Source organism: Mucilaginibacter sp. OK283 (genome assembly GCF_900110415.1).
In the GTDB taxonomy this organism is placed as follows: Bacteria; Bacteroidota; Bacteroidia; order Sphingobacteriales; family Sphingobacteriaceae; genus Mucilaginibacter.
This window is the reverse complement of sequence record NZ_FODR01000002.1, coordinates 515,985-534,805: the sequence shown is the minus strand read 5'-3', so window position 1 is coordinate 534,805 and position 18,821 is coordinate 515,985. Positions and strand designations below refer to the sequence as shown.

The 18,821-nt window shown below is 37.5% G+C and carries 13 protein-coding genes; all 13 read right to left on the bottom strand.

The genetic code is table 11. The features are described from left to right. Positions 1-8: 8 nt before the first annotated feature. The 13 genes from BMX56_RS06990 to rpoC all read right to left on the bottom strand — a co-directional run bounded on the left by BMX56_RS06990 (position 9) and on the right by rpoC (position 18,689). Entirely contained in the window at positions 9-929 is a 921-nt protein-coding gene (locus BMX56_RS06990) for a phosphoglycerate dehydrogenase (protein WP_090643034.1), read from the bottom strand. Next, positions 922-1,620: an acylneuraminate cytidylyltransferase family protein gene (locus tag BMX56_RS06985; protein ID WP_090643030.1), complete on the bottom strand. Its 699-nt coding sequence runs from the start codon at positions 1,618-1,620 to the stop codon at positions 922-924. Before BMX56_RS06985 ends, BMX56_RS06990 begins: the two co-directional genes overlap by 8 nt. 47 nt (positions 1,621-1,667) lie before the next feature. Then, complete coding sequence (locus BMX56_RS06980; RefSeq protein WP_143065387.1) at positions 1,668-2,474, bottom strand: motility associated factor glycosyltransferase family protein; 807 nt, start codon at positions 2,472-2,474, stop codon at positions 1,668-1,670. A gap of 152 nt (positions 2,475-2,626) precedes the next feature. After that, a complete protein-coding gene (locus BMX56_RS06975; RefSeq protein ID WP_090643019.1) occupies positions 2,627-3,604 on the bottom strand; it encodes a hypothetical protein in 978 nt (325 codons plus the stop codon). Between the two features lies 1 nt (position 3,605). Continuing rightward, positions 3,606-5,066 carry an MBOAT family O-acyltransferase gene (locus BMX56_RS06970; RefSeq protein ID WP_090643014.1) on the bottom strand — a complete coding sequence of 487 codons (1,461 nt, stop codon included), beginning with the start codon at positions 5,064-5,066 and terminating at the stop codon, positions 3,606-3,608. Positions 5,067-5,134: 68 nt separating this feature from the next. Continuing rightward, positions 5,135-6,001 (bottom strand): glycosyltransferase family 2 protein, encoded by an 867-nt coding sequence (locus tag BMX56_RS06965; protein WP_090643009.1) that lies wholly within the window; start codon positions 5,999-6,001, stop codon positions 5,135-5,137. Between the two features lie 42 nt (positions 6,002-6,043). Then, positions 6,044-7,330, bottom strand: a complete 1,287-nt coding sequence (locus tag BMX56_RS06960; RefSeq protein ID WP_090643005.1) for a hypothetical protein — start codon at positions 7,328-7,330, stop codon at positions 6,044-6,046. 5 nt (positions 7,331-7,335) lie between these two features. Beyond that, a complete protein-coding gene (locus BMX56_RS30660) occupies positions 7,336-8,025 on the bottom strand; it encodes a xenobiotic acyltransferase family protein (protein ID WP_090643000.1) in 690 nt (229 codons plus the stop codon). 84 nt (positions 8,026-8,109) lie between these two features. Further along, positions 8,110-10,509: a GumC family protein gene (locus BMX56_RS06950; protein ID WP_090642996.1), complete on the bottom strand. Its 2,400-nt coding sequence runs from the start codon at positions 10,507-10,509 to the stop codon at positions 8,110-8,112. Between the two features lie 28 nt (positions 10,510-10,537). Next, positions 10,538-11,359, bottom strand: coding sequence for a polysaccharide biosynthesis/export family protein (locus BMX56_RS06945; RefSeq protein WP_090642993.1), 822 nt, complete (start codon positions 11,357-11,359; stop codon positions 10,538-10,540). Between the two features lie 370 nt (positions 11,360-11,729). Then, a complete protein-coding gene (locus BMX56_RS06940; protein ID WP_090642985.1) occupies positions 11,730-13,733 on the bottom strand; it encodes a right-handed parallel beta-helix repeat-containing protein in 2,004 nt (667 codons plus the stop codon). A 126-nt stretch (positions 13,734-13,859) separates the two neighbouring features. Further along, positions 13,860-14,171 carry a DUF3467 domain-containing protein gene (locus tag BMX56_RS06935; protein WP_090642981.1) on the bottom strand — a complete coding sequence of 104 codons (312 nt, stop codon included), beginning with the start codon at positions 14,169-14,171 and terminating at the stop codon, positions 13,860-13,862. Between the two features lie 228 nt (positions 14,172-14,399). Continuing rightward, positions 14,400-18,689 carry a DNA-directed RNA polymerase subunit beta' gene (gene rpoC, locus BMX56_RS06930; protein WP_090642977.1) on the bottom strand — a complete coding sequence of 1,430 codons (4,290 nt, stop codon included), beginning with the start codon at positions 18,687-18,689 and terminating at the stop codon, positions 14,400-14,402. Positions 18,690-18,821: the final 132 nt, after the last annotated feature.

Genomic DNA, 18,821 nt, shown 5'->3' with positions numbered 1-18,821 from the left:
GATTTAATTTAAGAGAGGGCTTCAATTAAATTATTTACAGCGTCAATTTCCATTAACAATTTCCCTTCTTCGGCATATGATCCGAGATGCGGCGTTAAAACCACATTCTCCAGATCGCAAAGGGGACCCGCATATGGTTCTTCTGTAAATACATCAATTGCCGCCGATGTCAATTTTTTTGTTGTTAACGCGTTATAAAGTGCATCTTCGTCAACTATGCCTCCGCGGGATATGTTGATAAGCATCGCACTACTTTTCACCAGTTCAAGCTCTTTGGTGCCAATTACCGGGCTTTTATCTTCATTGCCGGGCACATGTAGGGTAATTATATCCGCAGATTTTAATATGGTTTCAAAATCAACCAATTTAACACCTGTCTTCTCGGCCCATACCGGGTCACTATAAGGATCATACCCAATTACAGGGTTACCAATACCACGAAATAATTCTGATACCAAACGACCAATACGGCCTAATCCCACTACACCAATTACCTTATTAAAAATGAGGTTACCGGTTTGTTTTTTCCATACCCGGTTTTTCAAATCAGCATCGGCTTGCGGAATTTTACGTAGCAAAGCAAATGTCATTGCCAAAGTAAGTTCGGCAACGCTTCTTGTAGGACCGTTAGGTGTATTTGTAACAACAATGCCTTTTTGGGCCGCATATTTTAAATCAACGCTATCCATACCAATACCTACCCTGCTAATGCATTTTAGTAAAGGCAAAGAATCCATTACCCGGGGGGTTAGTGGCTCAACGCCTGCAACAATGCCAATACAATCTTTTGCCAGCTCAATCACTTCATCTTCGGTTAATTTGCGGCCGTAGGGGTTATTAATTACCTCATAACCACTTTTAACAAGCAAGTCAACAGGCTCTGGCCCCACCTGGCCAAATGAAGAAGGTGATGTTAATATTTTACTCATAATATGTTATTGTTTTTTCGGCCGCTGTATTTTTTAACGACAGATATAATTCAGCTAATTGAAAATCTTCCTCGGTACTCACTTTAATTGAACGAATAGGATCAATAGGGTACAAACCGTATTTGCCCACAAAAACAGCGTAGCCTTTTGCCTCAAATTGTTCTTTAAATTTCTTTGCATTCCAAATACACACTGTCCAGGCGCATAATTGTACGGGTTTTAAATTCTGAGTCATCGGAAGCAAAGCCTGATCATTAAAATTTAACGGCTGGTGATCAAAAAATGCCTGTAATTTTTCTTCTCTGATGGATATTAAGCAATCCAGTTGGTTTTCTTCATAAAACCTAATGGCGTCATCAATATCCTTTGGCGTTACCAACGGCGACACCGGATTAACCATCACCAGGTTTTCTGTTTCGATATTGCTCAAAAAATCGTAGTTAAACTGATCTTGTACTATATGATCCTCGGCAAGTTCCGGCGTACGGCGATAGAAGTTTACACCATAATCGGCACAAAGCTTTTCCATGATATCTGCCTCAGAATTTACGTAAACACTATCAATAAACTCAGATTGTTTACAGGCGTCTATCGCATAACCAACCATTGGCTTTCCAAGAATATGCCTTAAGTTTTTTTTGGGAACTCTTTTACTTCCCAATCTAACAGGAATTTCAGCTACGTATTTCATTACAAATTCTGATAAATAATATTTTTAACAAGTTTGAATTTTAAAATCTACCTTTTTATTTCTGTTAACTCATCATTAAAAAAAGTGTCGTAATCCCTCTTCTCAAAAATATCCAACTTTCCATCTACTGTTGCGTCATAAATAACGCGGCCATCATCTTCAAAGGCTTTTTTTGCAATGGTATAAGCAAGCTCTTCGCCTTTGTAATTTGGAATCTTCCACCCTTTCCCTGCCGGAAAGTAATCCTTAATAAAGTGGTTTTGTGTTTTACCGTCAGCTTTCACAAATTGCCCCGGGGTTCCCATCCCTACATAGCTATGATCTTTACCTATCAGGATAACTTCAGTAAAACCCATATAATATGCGAGTTGCAAACAAACGTAGGTAACGCTGTGGCCGGCCCAACATGATTTTGTAAGATCTTTTGAAAATTGAAGTTTATAGCTCATATTTAAAAAAAGTATATCTTTCACTTTTTTATAAATGTTGCGTGCTTTCCAATTGTAAAACCTTACACCTGGGTAGTTTGAAAAATCTTCGGGGAATTGTATCAGCATAGTTTCCATATCACCTACAACCAAAAACGTTGGCTTAAAACCCGATAAAAAAATGCGGTTCATGCCAAATGTAAGTTCGTTAGTAAGGCGCCCGGTATCTGTTAATTTAAGGCTTGGCCCGTTTGCAACAACAAAACAACGTTGTCCTTTGTACAAATTATGGTATTTTTCAATACCTTCTTTGTTTTTTTCTACAAAGTCGCTATTGCTGTTCCAAGCCAGTAGGTGAGGGATATAACTTAAACGATTATAAATAATCTTCTGAACTCTTTTCAAAGAGAGTTCACTAAGTTTCATATTTTTTATATACTGCCAGCGGCTCATGGTAAATGTCTTTTGATGCGTAAAAACCCCATCAACAAATCTAATAAAATTATATAACTTATTCAGTCATTTCGTTCAAAATGTAGTAATAATTGCAATTATTACTACATTTCTTTATTATATTATCAATTTACGTGTTTAATATTTCTAATTTTTGCAAGCAAAAGCTTGGTAAATTTTTCTTTACCTGCGGCATTCATATGGTCGGCGTTCATATAAAAATTCACATTATTTGAAATGTCGGCATACTGCGAATAGTCATAATACTCTACTCCATATTTCTTTACAAATCTATAAACATTACTACGCATTTCGTTAATATCAGATGGCGGAGTATTGGCTGTATAATCTTTGTAAAACGGTGGTGTAAAAAAGATACATCTAACATGATGAGCTTTCAAAAAAACAATTATGCTTTCCAGGTCTTCTAAACTCTTTGATATAATCTTAGGATTGTACATCAAAGCTATATTACGATCCTTACTATGGTCAAATGCCTGCACAGGCGCCGATTTTATAATTTGGGTGGAATCTAACTTCTCCTCTGCCTCATCTTTTCCTGTTTTTTTCCTGTTTTTTTTATCGTGCAACGTTTTAGCCAATAACTTAATTTCGGTAAAACCATGATCAGCCCTCGTAAATGCCATTAGTTTTCCAAATATCAAATTATTGTAGTCGTCAGCAGATATTAACTTAAATGTAGGGACAGAAGCATAGAGTGACTTACGCGCATCATTCAAGTTTCCATTTGATAAAGCTTCATTATCATAGTATAACGAAGAGTAGGACATGGAGATGAGTACTTCTTTTATATGGGGCATTTGCGGAACATAGTATTCGAGCAAATATTTTATTGATGCTATGTCCCTACCGCCAATAGAAAAATTTTCGCCTTTACAATCCCAATAATCATATATCACAGCACCACCGTGTGACCGTCCGAGAGTTAACGATTGAACGCTGTCTTTAACCCTTTCAAATTCGGCAAATCTTTCGCGCTCTATCTTGATAGCCGGGGCAGGGATGACGTAATTTAATAATGTACATATGCCAACAACGGCTACAACAAATATTAATGATTTTGTATATACATTATATTTCATACTAAAACTGGAAATAAATGAATTCGTTAACACCAAATTTGCCAAACCAAAATATTATAAACGTTGCCAAAAGATATAGGGACCATCTTTTAAAGGTGCTTTGTTCATACACATAATTAACCAAGCCGCTTTTACGAACTTTAAAATTGATTGAAACCAGTATAAGCGGAAATAAAACAGCCAATATGAAATCGTAAAAATTCAAACCCAGTAAACCTTCCGCACCACCCTGGGTAAAAATAGCCTTAACGTCGTTGCCAAAGTTTCCGAAATCAACAATTTTACGTATGATCGCAATTGAATCGTGCAGCGTATTAGCCCTAAAAAATATCCAACCTACCATTACCACAAAGTAAGTGATGGCCCACCTAACAATATTGGCAGGTGTTACACCGCTTTTTATTTTGCTGATGTTTTTACCATAGTAAAATTTCTCAACTACTATCATAACTCCATGGATGCCTCCCCAAATTAAAAAAGTATAATTAGCGCCATGCCACAAACCGCTTATTAAAAAAACAAATATGCTGTTAAATACCCACCGGCCTACCGACACGCGGCTGCCACCCAATGGAATATACAAATAATCCCTAAACCAGCTTGATAAAGATATGTGCCAGCGCCGCCAAAACTCAGTAACCGTTTTTGAAAAGTATGGGCGTCTAAAATTTTCCATCAAATCAATCCCAAGCAATTTTGATACACCTATTGCAATATCGGAATACCCCGAAAAATCGCAATATATTTGATAGGTAAAAAATATTGTAGCTATAATTAATGATAGCGATGATGCTCCCTTAACGTTATTATAAACGTGGTTTACCGATATCGCGAGCCTATCCGCAATAACCATTTTCTTAAACAATCCCCAGAGGATCAGTGTAAGGCCTTTTCTAAAATTCTCCTCTTTAAAGTTTTTGAATACACGTAGTTGAGGTAAAATATGGTCAGATCTAACAATTGGCCCTGCTACAAGCTTAGGGAAATAAGTAACAAACAGAAAAAATCTGAGTATGCTTTTTTCGGGCTTTAATGAACCCCTGTAAACATCTATTACGTAACTGAAACACTCAAATGTATAAAATGAAATACCTACCGGCAGCAGAAAGTTAAGCATCGAGAAATGGTAACTACCTCCTAATAAGGCTGATATCTGGCTTATGGTTTTGTTAAAAAAATTAAAGTACTTAAAAAAGAAAAGTATCGCTAAATTGATAATGATGCAGATAGACAATAATAATGCCCTGTATTTCTTGAATTTTTCATCAACAATCAATAATGCTATAGTATAACTGGATACCGAAGTAAACGCAATTAAAAAAAGATATTTAAAATTCCAACACGAGTAAAAAAAACAGCTTGCTAATAATAAAAATATTAATCGGCCTTTTTGGGAAAGAAAATTATAAACAACAAGAACAACTATCAGGAATAATACAAATTCTATAGAATTAAATAACATATGCTTAATTAAGTAACTAAGAAGGGTTTACTGATCTATTTTGTTGTGTATATAATTATATCACCATTTTAAATAAATTTAAATCTCTTTAAAAACTTTCTTGAATGCGCCATTAAGCTACAGCCAAAGAAGGTTAAAAATTGAATTGGGTTATCTGCCACAATCTTTGAATAGTAAAACCTATATTTTATATAGGTAGACGACCTAAAATCAAAAAAGAATGGCTTTAGATCTTTTAGCGTATATTTTGTTTTAATATCAACACCATGAGTTTTATCGGGCATATCATAAACAAGCGGTATAAATGATAACATTAATCTAAATCCAGCTTTTTTTGCTCTTAGCGGCAACTCAGTATCTCCTCGGTGCTTAAAATGTTTGGCATCAAAAAGCCCGATCTTTTCAAATACCGTAATTGGTATTAAAATTCCGCGGCCAATAAGGTCAAAAGGATAAATAGGAAGGTTAACGTCAATTTCTGATATCTTTTTTCCCTGGTATATAAATTTATTATAAGCAAACCATTTGTGCGTGTATTTACCCGCATAAGTAATTGATTCTTTATCCCGGTAGTCAACAGCGGCGCAACCTATCAGCGTATCTTTATTTTGCCCACCTAATACAATTATTTTCTCCAGCCAGTCATTCATCAATATAACATCATCATTCTGAAGCAAAATGTGATCAATATCTGGATGATTATCAAGTACGTATTTAATCCCTAAGTTAACAGCCCCTGTCCACCATAAATTACCGTCGCCTTTTAACTCTAAAACCTGTGGATTTTGGGCCAATATGCTGCCGGTTTCATCTGTAGATCCATCGTTAACAATTATAAAAAGGTCAGGCTGTACTGTTTGAGCCTTTATAATTTCAATAAAGTCTGATAATATTTTACTACGGTTAAAGGTTGGGACAATAAGGGCGACTTTCATATTTTTCAAATTTAATGTTACTTAAACTCAGTTAATAATGCATTACTGCAGTTGACGTGTATCTAAGTTATAGGTTTCCCAAATCTTTTTTTTGGGAACTATTCTTTTAACTCCTATCTGATATTTAGTATCGGCAATTACATATAAAAAGCTTAAACTCATAAAAAATGGAATTACAAAATATACCTCGGAGAACGATATAATCAGGAAGACGAGGTAGAGTACCCAGGAAACATTCTTTTCATTTATATTATTCCCTAATCGTTTAAAAGAATATATAACCATACCAGAGAAAATGATAAAATACACCGCACCCAATCCGGCGAGCGCACTTGTTATTCCGTTATTTGTTTCAACGTCGTCGCCGGAAATAGCGCGTCCGTAAGCCGAATCTGCATTCCTGCCTTCTCCCCAAAGCGGATTTTGTATAAAAAAGGCCAGATCCCGCAGAGCACTACCAAATCTTGATTTATCTTGATCCAATTGTTTAGATTGGTCAGAGATTTTATTACTAAGAAATGCAATATTGAAAAATGCGTAATAACTGCTTGCAACTAATAGTGGTACTAAAATAATTTTATATTTCTTTATATACTCTTTATTATAAAGTGCTACAGAAATTATCAAAGCCAGGTAACCAGTGGTGCTAAAGGTTGTTATTAACGCTATAATAAAAATATATCCTCTTTTATTTCTTACAGTACCTTCAGAGAAAAATAGAAACGCAAGAGCAATGATCAAAAACCCCGAAAAAACTCCCGGTTCCCAAAAAGGGCCGCAATTCCTGATTTGGGCCAACGCCGCATTTGATTGCGAAGCATAATCATAGCCGTGAAAATTATAAATAATGATGTGGAAATTTTGAAGATCGGAAAGATCATCAATTGAAACCGGAAATAAATAAAAGTTAAACGGTGCCGACAAGGAATGATAAACCGATTTCAAATCCGGTAAGGCAACCATCGATACATAAAAGAACAAACTTACCACAGAAAAGAAATACATTATCTTAACGTAATATCTAAGATAATTTAATTTCGACGATTTAATAATTAGATATATCCAAACAAACCTCAGTATCATTCCAAGATATGTAGAAATAAAAATTTGATCATTGGTATACCCCTGAACCATTTGACACAAGAAAATGGCTGCTATAAAAAACCAGAATTTCAGATCGAACCATTTGTTATAATTAATCATCAAATTCAGCAATGCGATCCCCAATCCTATAAATATATACTGCACCTGCGCCATAAAAAATGGCACGGCAGACGTAAGAACAAGCAGTAATACCGAAATAAAATTAAAGAAATCCTTAGCTTTCATTTTTGCTAAACCTTGTTTTTTATAAAATTTGTTTCCCGCTTAAACGTGGCAGGATCATTAAAAAACTTATAATTAGTTTCAAACCACTCCTCACTATTATCCCACCATTTAGTAGCCTGTAATTCTTGCGCAGTAAGATCGTCAAACCTGAATTTTATTGATTTAGCCGGGATACCACCAACTACCTCATAGCTTTTTACATCCTTTGTGACAATACTCCCGGCAGCAATTACCGCTCCATCCCCGATAGTTACACCGCCAAGTATTCTTGCTCCATTACCTATCCATACATCGTTCCCAATTAAAATGGATTTAAACTCTTCGGAAAACTGCTGTTCTTTAGAAAAACACTTGAAATGCTTGTCATTAGAGTAAAAAGCAGGATGAATTGAAACATGATCAATTGGATGTATACCAAGCCCAATTTCAACATTACGCCCTATAGAGCAAAACTTTCCGATAGTTGCAAAAAATACAGAGGAGTTTATGCCGATGTAAGTATGCGACCCTATTGATGAACTTTTTATAGCAACGTTGTCTTCTAAGAAAATGTAACTTTCGAGATTTACCTTCTCAAAGCGGGTTCTGAATCCAATTTTTGTTCCTCGCTTTGAGTATTTTCTACAATTTGAGAAATATTGAAAGGCTTGATATAAAAACCACGATCTCAAAACCTTTTTTAATGCATATTTCATAATCGCATATCCATTCTAAAATATCAGATATTGTTTACCCTATCAATAATGTCTTATATCGGGTGCATCTGATAACAAACCTTGTTATTTTCTATTCAGGAAACTGAAAAAAGACTTTTTCTTTTCCTTCTTATCTTCCATATAACCATAGCCGTAACCATAGCCGTAACCATAACCGTAGCCATAGCCGTAGCCATAATAACCGCCTTTACGTGATTTAATATCATTAATTACAAGGTAAGGGCGTTTTAATTTGCGTTCACTGGCCAAATCATTAACTATATTTAACTGTGATTTGTAAGTATATTCCTGGCGCAAAACATACAGCGTTATATCTGCAAACCTTTCAATCAACAGGGCATCAGATACCATACCCACAGGCGGGCTATCAATTACGATATAGTCATATTCCAGTTTCAAACTCTCAATTAACTCGTCAAGCTTGCTGCTTAACAATAATTCAGACGGATTTGGAGGAATAGGGCCCGCCGATATTAAAGACAAGTCTTCTGAGAAATACGAAGGCTTAACAATAGAGGAATATTTCATTTTAGCGGATACCGCATAGTTGGTGAAACCGTCATTATGGTCGGCCCCAAGGTTTGCAGACAGTTTGGGTTTACGAAGGTCCAACTCAATTAACACAACCTTTTTGCCCCCTAAGGCCAATGTACTTCCGAGATTAAGCGTAATAAACGATTTACCTTCACCACTCATACTTGAGGTTAGTAATATTACATTTGGCTTATCGGGGTTAAGTATAAACTGCAGATTGGTTCTGAGCGCCCTAAATTGCTCTGATACTACCGATCGGGAATTATTTGTTACAACCAATGAAACCTCTTCCTTGTTGTTACCAATTTCGCCAACGATGGAAAGTGGACTATTTTTATATATATCCTCTTTGTTAAGGATTCTTATATTCAAAAGCTCTTTGCCATATATATACCCCCATGGTAATAATAAACCAAAAACTGCGCCAACTAAATAAATCAATTTCTTGTTGGGTTTATATGGCAAATAATCACTTTTGGCTTTGTCTATAATGCGAGCGGTAGATATTGTTGAAGTTTTAGAAATAGCCGTCTCTTCCTTTTTTTGCAGCAAAAACAGGTAAAGTTGCTCTTTTAAGTTTTGTTGCCTGGAATAATCAAGAAATATCCTTTCCTTTTTAGGCACACCCTTAATCATTCCCGAAAAACCATTATTTCTGGTCTTTAATTCATTACGTGTTATTGTCAATGACCTTTTATAGGAGTCAAAGCTTTTTACCAGGGCAAGCCTTGCATTAGCAATTTGATCATCCATATTTTTAATTAACGGATTGGAATCCTTAATTGAAATGCTTAATTTGTCGCGTTCAACTAACAACTCGTTGTATTTACCAATTGCGTCGGCAAACACAGGATCTGGTACGGTGAGTGCGCTTGGTATAATTCTTTTGTTCCGTGGGTCGGCCAAATATTTATCTATATCGTTGATAATTGATAATTGTATGTCAATATCATTTTGTTGCTTCATAGCAGCAGACGCATCTCCAACCAACACCTTTGCTTGCTCACTAATATCCGCAAGATTGTTATTTTGTTTAAACTGCTCCAGGTTACCCTCAACATCAGAAAGTTGTGTGCTCACCAGTTTCAACCGCTCATCCACAAATTTCAATGTACTGTCCGCAATCTGAATTTTATTTTCAAGGTTGATCTTAAGGTACAAATCCATCATTCGTTGCAGAATAACTTCTCCTTTCTTGGGATTTGCATAGTCAAAAGTTAAATTAAGAGCGGTACTTTTTTTATCCGTCATCTCAACATCAAAATCAGCAGACAAATCTTCAACTTTCGCGTCCACAGACACCACGCTGATTGAATAACCATCAGCATCTACGAGTTTACCTGGCTTCTTGGTAAATATTAGGTCATATTGCGGTAGCGATATTACTTTGTCAAATGTGGCGGTTATAGTTGTATCGGCCGTCTTGTTCTTCACAGTAATTTCGTTATCTTTAATATCAATATCACTTTTACTTAACAAAATTGAGTCAACCTTAGGTATTACTTTTACATCGAACGGCGCTTCATCATATAATTCCACATTGCGTACAAATCCTCTTTTGTATACGACAACGTTCAAATTAAGTCCTTTTACGACATTTTCCATCAACGTTCTGGAACGCAATATTTCCATCTCGTTTTCGGTATTACTTGGCAAGTCAAAAAGGTCAGAAAAATCCACCATCATACTTGAAGCACCAGCACCACCTGGAGAATTTTTTTGATCGTCAATAATAATTTTACTGCTTATCTTATATTTTGGATTTGAATAACGGGCAAATGCAAAAGCTATAACAAGGCATCCAATTACGCTTAATAAATAGAAATACCAGTTGGATAAAATACTTGCAAAAAAAGCCTTTATGTCCAATCCTGACTCTTCGTCCGAATTTTTATTATTATAATTAAGTTCGTTTTGGTTAGATTCCATAAAATATGTAGAAGATAATTGTTGAGGGTTATAGTCTGGAAGCTATAATGATTAATACTGATAAAGCAGAACCTATGATAGTGTAAGTTCTAAGTTGGTTAGCATCATTAGCAGCTGCTTTGGCTTTGCCAGGTTCGACATAAATAAAATCATTCTGCCTCAGGTAGTAATAAGGAGCAGTCATGATGTTGCTTTTATTTAAGTTTATCCTATAAGCTGTTTTTGTTCCGTCTTCGTTTTGACGAATCAACAAAACATTATCACGCTTGCCAAATATAGTGAGGTCTCCGGCCATTGTTAAAGCATCTAAAATGGTTACCTTTTCATTCGGTATTATGTATGTAGATGGCCTGGCAACTTCACCGGCAACACTTATTTTAAAATTAGCATACCTAACCGTCACCGAAGGGCTTTTATAAAATTCCCCGGCTTTGGCCTCAATAAGCGTCTTTGCTTTACTGGTTGTTAATCCCACTACTTGGACTTTGCCTAAAATGGGCAATTCAACATCGCCTTCCTTGTCAACCAAATATCCGGAAACAACTTGCTGTCCAACTGATAATATGCCGGTATTAACTGTACTTGTACCAGTTGCACTGACTGGCACATTCCCCATATTTATGAGGCTTGTAGCGTTGGGGTCAAGCGTTTGAACAACTATTGTTAAAATATCGTCAGTTTGTATTACAGGCTCAACATATTCGGCTCTTCCTATTGAAGTTGAAAGCGTCGAGTCGGGTATATCGCGGAAATATTTAACATTTTTAACTGACGAACAGGAAGTAATTAAGAAAAAAGAAAGAATGAGGACAATTGCAAAACTCAGTCTTTGAAGCAGATTTTTATTCATGCAAACAGTATAAATATTTTTAGATAAATGTAATAAAACTGTAATATTTTGGAACTGCAATATAAAGCAAAAATTTTCAATTTTGCAATATATTTTTTATATCATTTTATTTTTTTTAAAATTAAGCACTATAAAGGATAAAAATTGCAAATTACCAGATTCAATTCATCAAATATTGTAATTTATTTGACATAACAAGTTAATTTAATTCTAAGACTTGGTTAGGCTTTAGTAAACTAAATGTTAAGCAAACTGTCATTTATTTTTGTCACCAAATACTACGTTTGTTTAACAAAACAGATCCCAACCCAACACATCACATAACGGTTTGGTTAAAACGGGCCGCTTCGCATTTTAACTATATTATTCGTTATTGCTTTATCAATATAACGGACGTAAACGGCTGCAACGTAACCGTTTTGTTATAAATATTATGTTTATAATCCGTATAACTTCCTGCCAAACTAATCACTTTAGGCATATTAGTGGCATTGTATTCAAATCGAAGCGAATTGCCATCAATCGTTTGTATAGTTCCGGAATTATTCTGGTTAACATCAGTTGTTGAAATATCCCGCAGCGTCCTCAACGAGGTACGGCTTGAAGAAGTGACCAACGTAGTTAATCCTTTTGCACCAGGAGCTTGCAGATAATGATTGTTAGTGAACTTACAACTCTTTGACACTTCGTTATCATTTATGGTGCTTAATTCACCTACCAATTGGCTTGATTTAGTAGTTGCAAAAATATTACCTGAAATATCGACTAACTTTAAAGGGCTATTAGCTGAGATTTGATCATGGCGCATTAAAATTTGCCGACCATTGCTAAATACGGTGTTCTCTTTTACACTCACATTGTTTGAATTGTGAATAAAAATACCACTAAAGCCATTGTAAGCCAAGGTATTTCCAATTATTTGAAGATTCTTAGAATTGTCGTCGATATAAATACCGGTAACATTTAAATAGTCTGGCTTATCGGTTCCGGCGCCGGCACCCACACCATTGATTACGATGTTATTTGCAACCTTACGAACTCTTGTAACATTCGTCGAATCGCGAGTATAGATACCCCCGCCATCGTCCTTAACAATTGCATAATTATTTATAAAATTACGTTCAACATCGGTATTTCCCCGAAATGTTATTGGTATGTATCCTGTATTAATAACTTCGTTTGAGTCGACGCTATTATTCGATCCATTGACAGTAATACCCATATATGCTCCATCGCCACTTTGTCCCATCCCGGCATCTCTTCCGGTGTTGTTTATCTGATTGCCCGATATTACTAAATTATTGCAGTTGTAATGCCCATCTATGGCGTTATTGTTGGATTTTTCAATTACACAACTACGTATAGTAATTGCGTTAGCGTTGGCCATCAAAATGGCATTAACTCCGGAAAAGGCAACTTTATTATTTACAAATTTTATAAATTCTGAGCCTTTGATCTCAACAGCATTTACATTGGCGCCATCAAACTCCAATCCGTCAATAGTAATGTAACTTTTATTATTTATTGAAAGGAGTTTGTCAACACCGCTTGCGTTTACGACGCCGGATGGCTTTGAAGCGCCTGAATACAACATCAATTTTTTAGTAATCTTATTAAAATACCATTCGCCCGGCTTATCAAGTGTTTTGACGCTATTTTGAATAAAATAGCCAAATTTATCGAGCGGATTATAATTGGAGGTGGCCGTATAATAAATAGTGGGGCCATCCTGTTTTACAATTGGGCTTCTATCAATAACCCACCTGTTTTTTCTGATCACTACCTCTGCACCAGTCCAATTTGTTGAATTTCCAGCGTTATTATCGGTTATGCTGATATTTGCCTGATGACTATCTATAGTCAAGTATCCTTTATTTGCAGTATTAGAGTTGGGATAACGCCCCATGGCTAATGAAACATCGTCCATGGCAACCATATTTAAAGCCGTAGCGCAAGACGAACAATCAACTTGCCAAATCCCCCCCCCTACGCTTTCCCAGTTAGATAGTGTTGTAAACCCACTTATTACTGGCTTGTCTCCAGATCCATAAGCACTAAAAACTATAGGAGAGCCTTGAGCTCCTGATACAATTGGATTAAGCTGTCCTTTCCAGGTACAACCTCTTTTGAACAAAATCCGGTCACCAGGATTGTATTTAATACCATTTACTTTAGCAAGGGATTTCCAGGCGGTGCCAACAGCGGTGCCTGTATTACTATCATCCCCGCTGTTGTTATCAACGTAGTATGTAGTGCCTGTAGCTTTTTTAATTTTTGTGTATGAATTATTTGATAAATGATTACATGTCATCCCTACCAAAAAGGCCACCAATAAAATGGCGGATCCTGCATCTAAAACAATAGTACTTTTCATATGATGTTAGACTAAGCTAAATAGTTATTAAGTGAACCCTTATAACGCATAATGGTTACAATCTAGCATGCAAATATTAATCCAATTCTGAGACAACTTCATTTAATATTCATAATCAGCTATGCATTATGCCTGCCCCATTGTGCCGCCAAAATTCATCGGAAAACCCGACGGGTCCTGTTGAATTTTGATGCGGCCATTTAATGTTTCAAACTTTTCGATGTTCTCATCTAATGCCGATAAAAGGCGTTTGGCATGCTCGGGAGTTAAAATTATCCTTGATTTCACTTTAGCTTTAGGTACCCCGGGCATAACCCTGATAAAGTCGAGCACAAACTCCGAACTGGAGTGGGTAATGATGGCCAGGTTTGAATAAATGCCTTCGGCAATTTCTTCAGAGAGCTCAATATTGAGCTGGTTTTCGTTTTGTTCTTCCATGCTACTAAAATAACAAAAAGACGTACTTTTCATCGTAGTCTCTTTTGTTAGTGTAATTACTTTGTTCTTTTCCCTTTGTTTTAATACCAAGATGCATGCAACGTTCAAAACAAGTTCAGCTTAAACAGGTGTTTGTCTCTTTTGTTTTAACTAATTAAAAATTATTTCAAAAAAAAGTCCCCCGGGGGTATAAAACCCGGGGGACTTGGATAGTATAAATAGTTTAAACTATGCTTCTACTTCTTCAGCTTTTGAAGCCATTAAGCGGTCGAACTCTTCCTGTGAGCCTACACGGATATTTTCGTATTCGCGTAAACCTGTACCGGAAGGAATAAGGTGACCAACAATAACGTTTTCTTTCAAGCCAAGCATGTTGTCTTTTTTACCTGCGATTGCTGCTTCGTTCAGTACTTTGGTAGTTTCCTGGAACGAGGCGGCAGAGATAAACGATTTGGTGCCTAACGAGGCCCTGGTGATACCTTGCAGTATCGGGCTTGATGTAGCTGCGATTGCATCGCGTACTTCAACCAATTTCAAATCTTTACGTTTTAAAATCGAGTTCTCATCGCGTAACCTCCTTAATGATACTATCTGACCAGCTTTTAATGTTGTTGAATCACCTGGCTCAACTACAACTTTCTTGTCAAATATCTCATCGTTCTCGTTCATGAAATCCCAGCTGTCAACAGCTTCGCGCTCCAAGAAACGGGTATCACCTGCATCCTCGATAGCTACTTTCTGCATCATCTGGTGAACGATAACCTCAAAGTGTTTATCGTTAATTTTCACACCCTGCAAACGGTAAACCTCTTGTATACCATTTACCAGGTACTCCTGCACTGCAGCCGGGCCTTTAATAGCCAGGATATCTGCCGGAGATATGGAGCCATCTGATAACGGCATACCAGCCTTCACAAAGTCGTTATCCTGTACCAGGATGTGTTTTGACAATGGAACAAGGTATTTCTTGATCTGGCCATCTTTTGATTCGATGGTCATTTCGCGGTTACCACGTTTAATACCGCCTAAGGTTACCACGCCATCAATTTCGGTTACTACAGCCGGGTTAGATGGGTTACGTGCTTCAAACAACTCGGTTACACGTGGTAAACCACCGGTGATATCGCGGGTTTTACCTGTTGAACGAGGGATTTTAGCAATAACCTGCCCGGTTTGTAGTTTTTCGCCTTCTTCAACGGCAATGTGAGCACCTACAGGAATGTTATATCCTTTTATTACGTTACCTTTTGTATCCGTGATCTGGATAACAGGGTTTTTAGTTTTATCCCTGGTATCGATAATTACTTTCTCGCGGTGACCGGTTTGCTCGTCAGATTCTTCACGGAAAGTGATACCTTCTAATACAGCTTCAAACTGGGTTAAACCTGCAAATTCAGATATAATAACCGCATTGTACGGATCCCATGAACAAATCCTGTCGCCTCTGGTGATTTTGGCACCATCTTTAACATACAGGTATGAACCATAAGGAATGTTGTTGGTAACAATAACTTTATTGCTTCCCTGCTCAACAATCCTGAACTCGCCCGAGCGACCTAATACCACATCAACTTTACCTTCTTCGGCAGTACTGAATTCAACCGTACGTACGTTTTCAAATTCGATGATACCATCAAACTTAGCGTTGATCTGTGATTCAGCCGCAATGTTTGACGCGGTACCACCCACGTGGAATGTACGTAACGTTAACTGTGTACCCGGCTCACCAATTGATTGTGCAGCAATTACACCAACAGCCTCGCCTTTTTGCACGCGTTTGCCGCTTGCAAGGTTACGGCCATAGCATAATGCACATACACCTCTCCTGCTTTCGCAAGTTAATACCGAACGGATTTCAACACCTTCTAAAGGAGAATTTTCAATTTTCTTGGCAACTTCCTCTGTCAGATCCTGTCCTGCAGATGCCAGCAATTCGCCTGTGATAGGGTCATGAACATCATGCAAGGTAGTACGGCCTAAAATACGATCGTATAATGGCTCAACAATATCTTCGTTATCTTTTAGCGCAGTTGTATAAATACCCCTTAAGGTACCGCAATCCACTTCGCCTACAATCATGTCCTGGGCAACGTCATGCAGCCTACGGGTTAAGTAACCAGCATCAGCTGTTTTTAATGCCGTATCCGCCAAACCTTTACGCGCACCGTGGGTTGAGATAAAGTACTCCAATACCGACAAACCTTCTTTAAAGTTTGAAAGGATAGGGTTCTCGATAATCTCGCCACCTGAACCAGATTTCTGAGGCTTAGCCATCAAACCACGCATACCTGCAAGCTGACGGATCTGCTCTTTAGAACCACGTGCTCCGGAATCAAGCATCATATACACCGAGTTAAAGCCCTGGTTATCGTTGCTCAGGATGTCCATCACATTCGCTGTTAAGCGGTTATTGATACGTGTCCAGATATCGATAATTTGGTTATAACGCTCGTTGTTGGTAATGAAACCCATGTTATAGTTACCCATAACCTCTTCAACCTGTTTAGAGGCAGTTTCGATCAGTGTAACTTTTTCTGCAGGGATATTGATATCCTTCAGGTTAAATGATAAACCACCCTGGAATGCCATCTTGAAACCTAACTCCTTAATATCATCAAGGAATTGTGCTGCACGTGCCATACCGGTAATTTTCACCACCTCGCCAATAATATCACGCAGTGATTTCTTGGTAAGCAGTTCATTGATATAACCTACTTCAACAGGTACATGTTCGTTAAACAACACGCGGCCTACAGTAGTATCAATAATTTTGCTTACAATATTGCCTTCACGGTCTTTTGTCAAAGCTTTAACTTTTATAAAGGCGTGCAAATCAATTTTACGTTCGTTGTAAGCAATAATAACTTCCTCGGATGAGTAAAAAGTTAAACCCTGGCCTTTTACAACACGTCCATCATCAGTTTTACGGCCTTTGGTTATGTAGTACAAACCAAGCACCATGTCTTGTGATGGTACTGTAATAGGCGTACCGTTGGCAGGGTTCAAAATGTTGTGTGATGCAAGCATCAATACCTGGGCTTCCAAAATTGCCGCGTTACCAAGTGGTACGTGAACGGCCATCTGGTCACCGTCAAAATCCGCGTTGAAGGCCGTACAGGTTAATGGGTGCAATTGAATCGCTTTACCTTCAACCAGTTTAGGCTGGAACGACTGAATACCCAACCTGTGCAGCGTAGGCGCACGGTTTAGCAATACAGGGTGTCCTTTCAATACGTTTTCCAAAATATCCCAAACTAATGGGTCTTTACGGTCAACAATCTTTTTAGCAGATTTTACTGTTTTAACTACACCACGCTCAATCATTTTGCGGATGATAAATGGTTTAAACAGCTCGGCAGCCATATCTTTTGGTAAACCGCACTCGTGTAATTTAAGGTTTGGCCCTACAACAATTACCGAACGGGCAGAGTAATCCACACGTTTACCTAATAAGTTTTGACGGAAACGGCCTTGTTTACCTTTCAGGATATCCGAAAGTGATTTTAAAGCACGGTTACCTTCGGTTTTAACCGCGTTAACTTTACGTGAGTTATCGAATAACGAATCTACAGCTTCTTGTAACATACGTTTTTCGTTACGTAAGATAACTTCCGGCGCTTTAATCTCGATCAAACGTTTTAAACGGTTGTTACGGATAATTACACGGCGGTAAAGGTCATTCAAATCTGAAGTAGCGAAACGGCCGCCTTCCAAAGGCACTAACGGACGCAATTCAGGCGGGATAACCGGAACGATTTTAACAATCATCCACTCTGGGTTATTTTCAATCCTGGTTTTTGCATCACGGAAAGCCTCAACAACCTGTAAACGTTTTAATGCTTCGTTTTTACGTTGTTGTGAAGTTTCGTTTGCTGCCTGGTGGCGTAAGCTAAATGAAAGCTCATCCAAATCAAGGCGTTTTAATAATTCTTCCAAAGCCTCGGCACCCATTTTGGCAACAAATTTCTGAGGATCTTTGTCGTCAAGGTACTGGTTTTCTTTCGGAAGGGTATCTAATACATCAAGGTATTCTTCTTCAGTCAGGAAATCCATTTTGTTGATTCCGTCTGATTCTTTGATACCTGCCTGTATTACTACATAGCGCTCGTAGTATATAATTAAGTCTAGCCGTTTTGTTGGTAAGCCCAGTAAGTAACCAATTTTATTTGGCAACGAACGGAAGTACCAGATGTGCGCAACAGGAACTACAAGGTTAATGTGGCCCATGCGCTCGCGACGAACTTTTTTCTCGGTTACTTCAACACCGCAACGGTCGCAAACTATACCCTTGTAACGGATACGTTTGTATTTACCGCAATGGCACTCATAATCTTTAACCGGACCAAAAATACGCTCGCAGAATAAACCATCACGCTCAGGTTTATAGGTCCTGTAGTTGATGGTTTCTGGTTTTAAAACCTCACCGCTTGAACGCTCAAGAATGGACTCGGGAGAGGCCAGGCTGATAGTAATTGTGGTGAAATTACTTTTGATTTTATTATCCTTTTTGTAAGACATAGTCTCCTTGTTTTTTTAATGATTGAATTAGTGAGTTAGTGAATTAGTGATTTAAGCAACCTGCCAAACCATTCACATTATTCTTGAATTAGCGAGTTAGCAAATTCTGATCGACTTTATCAATCACTAATT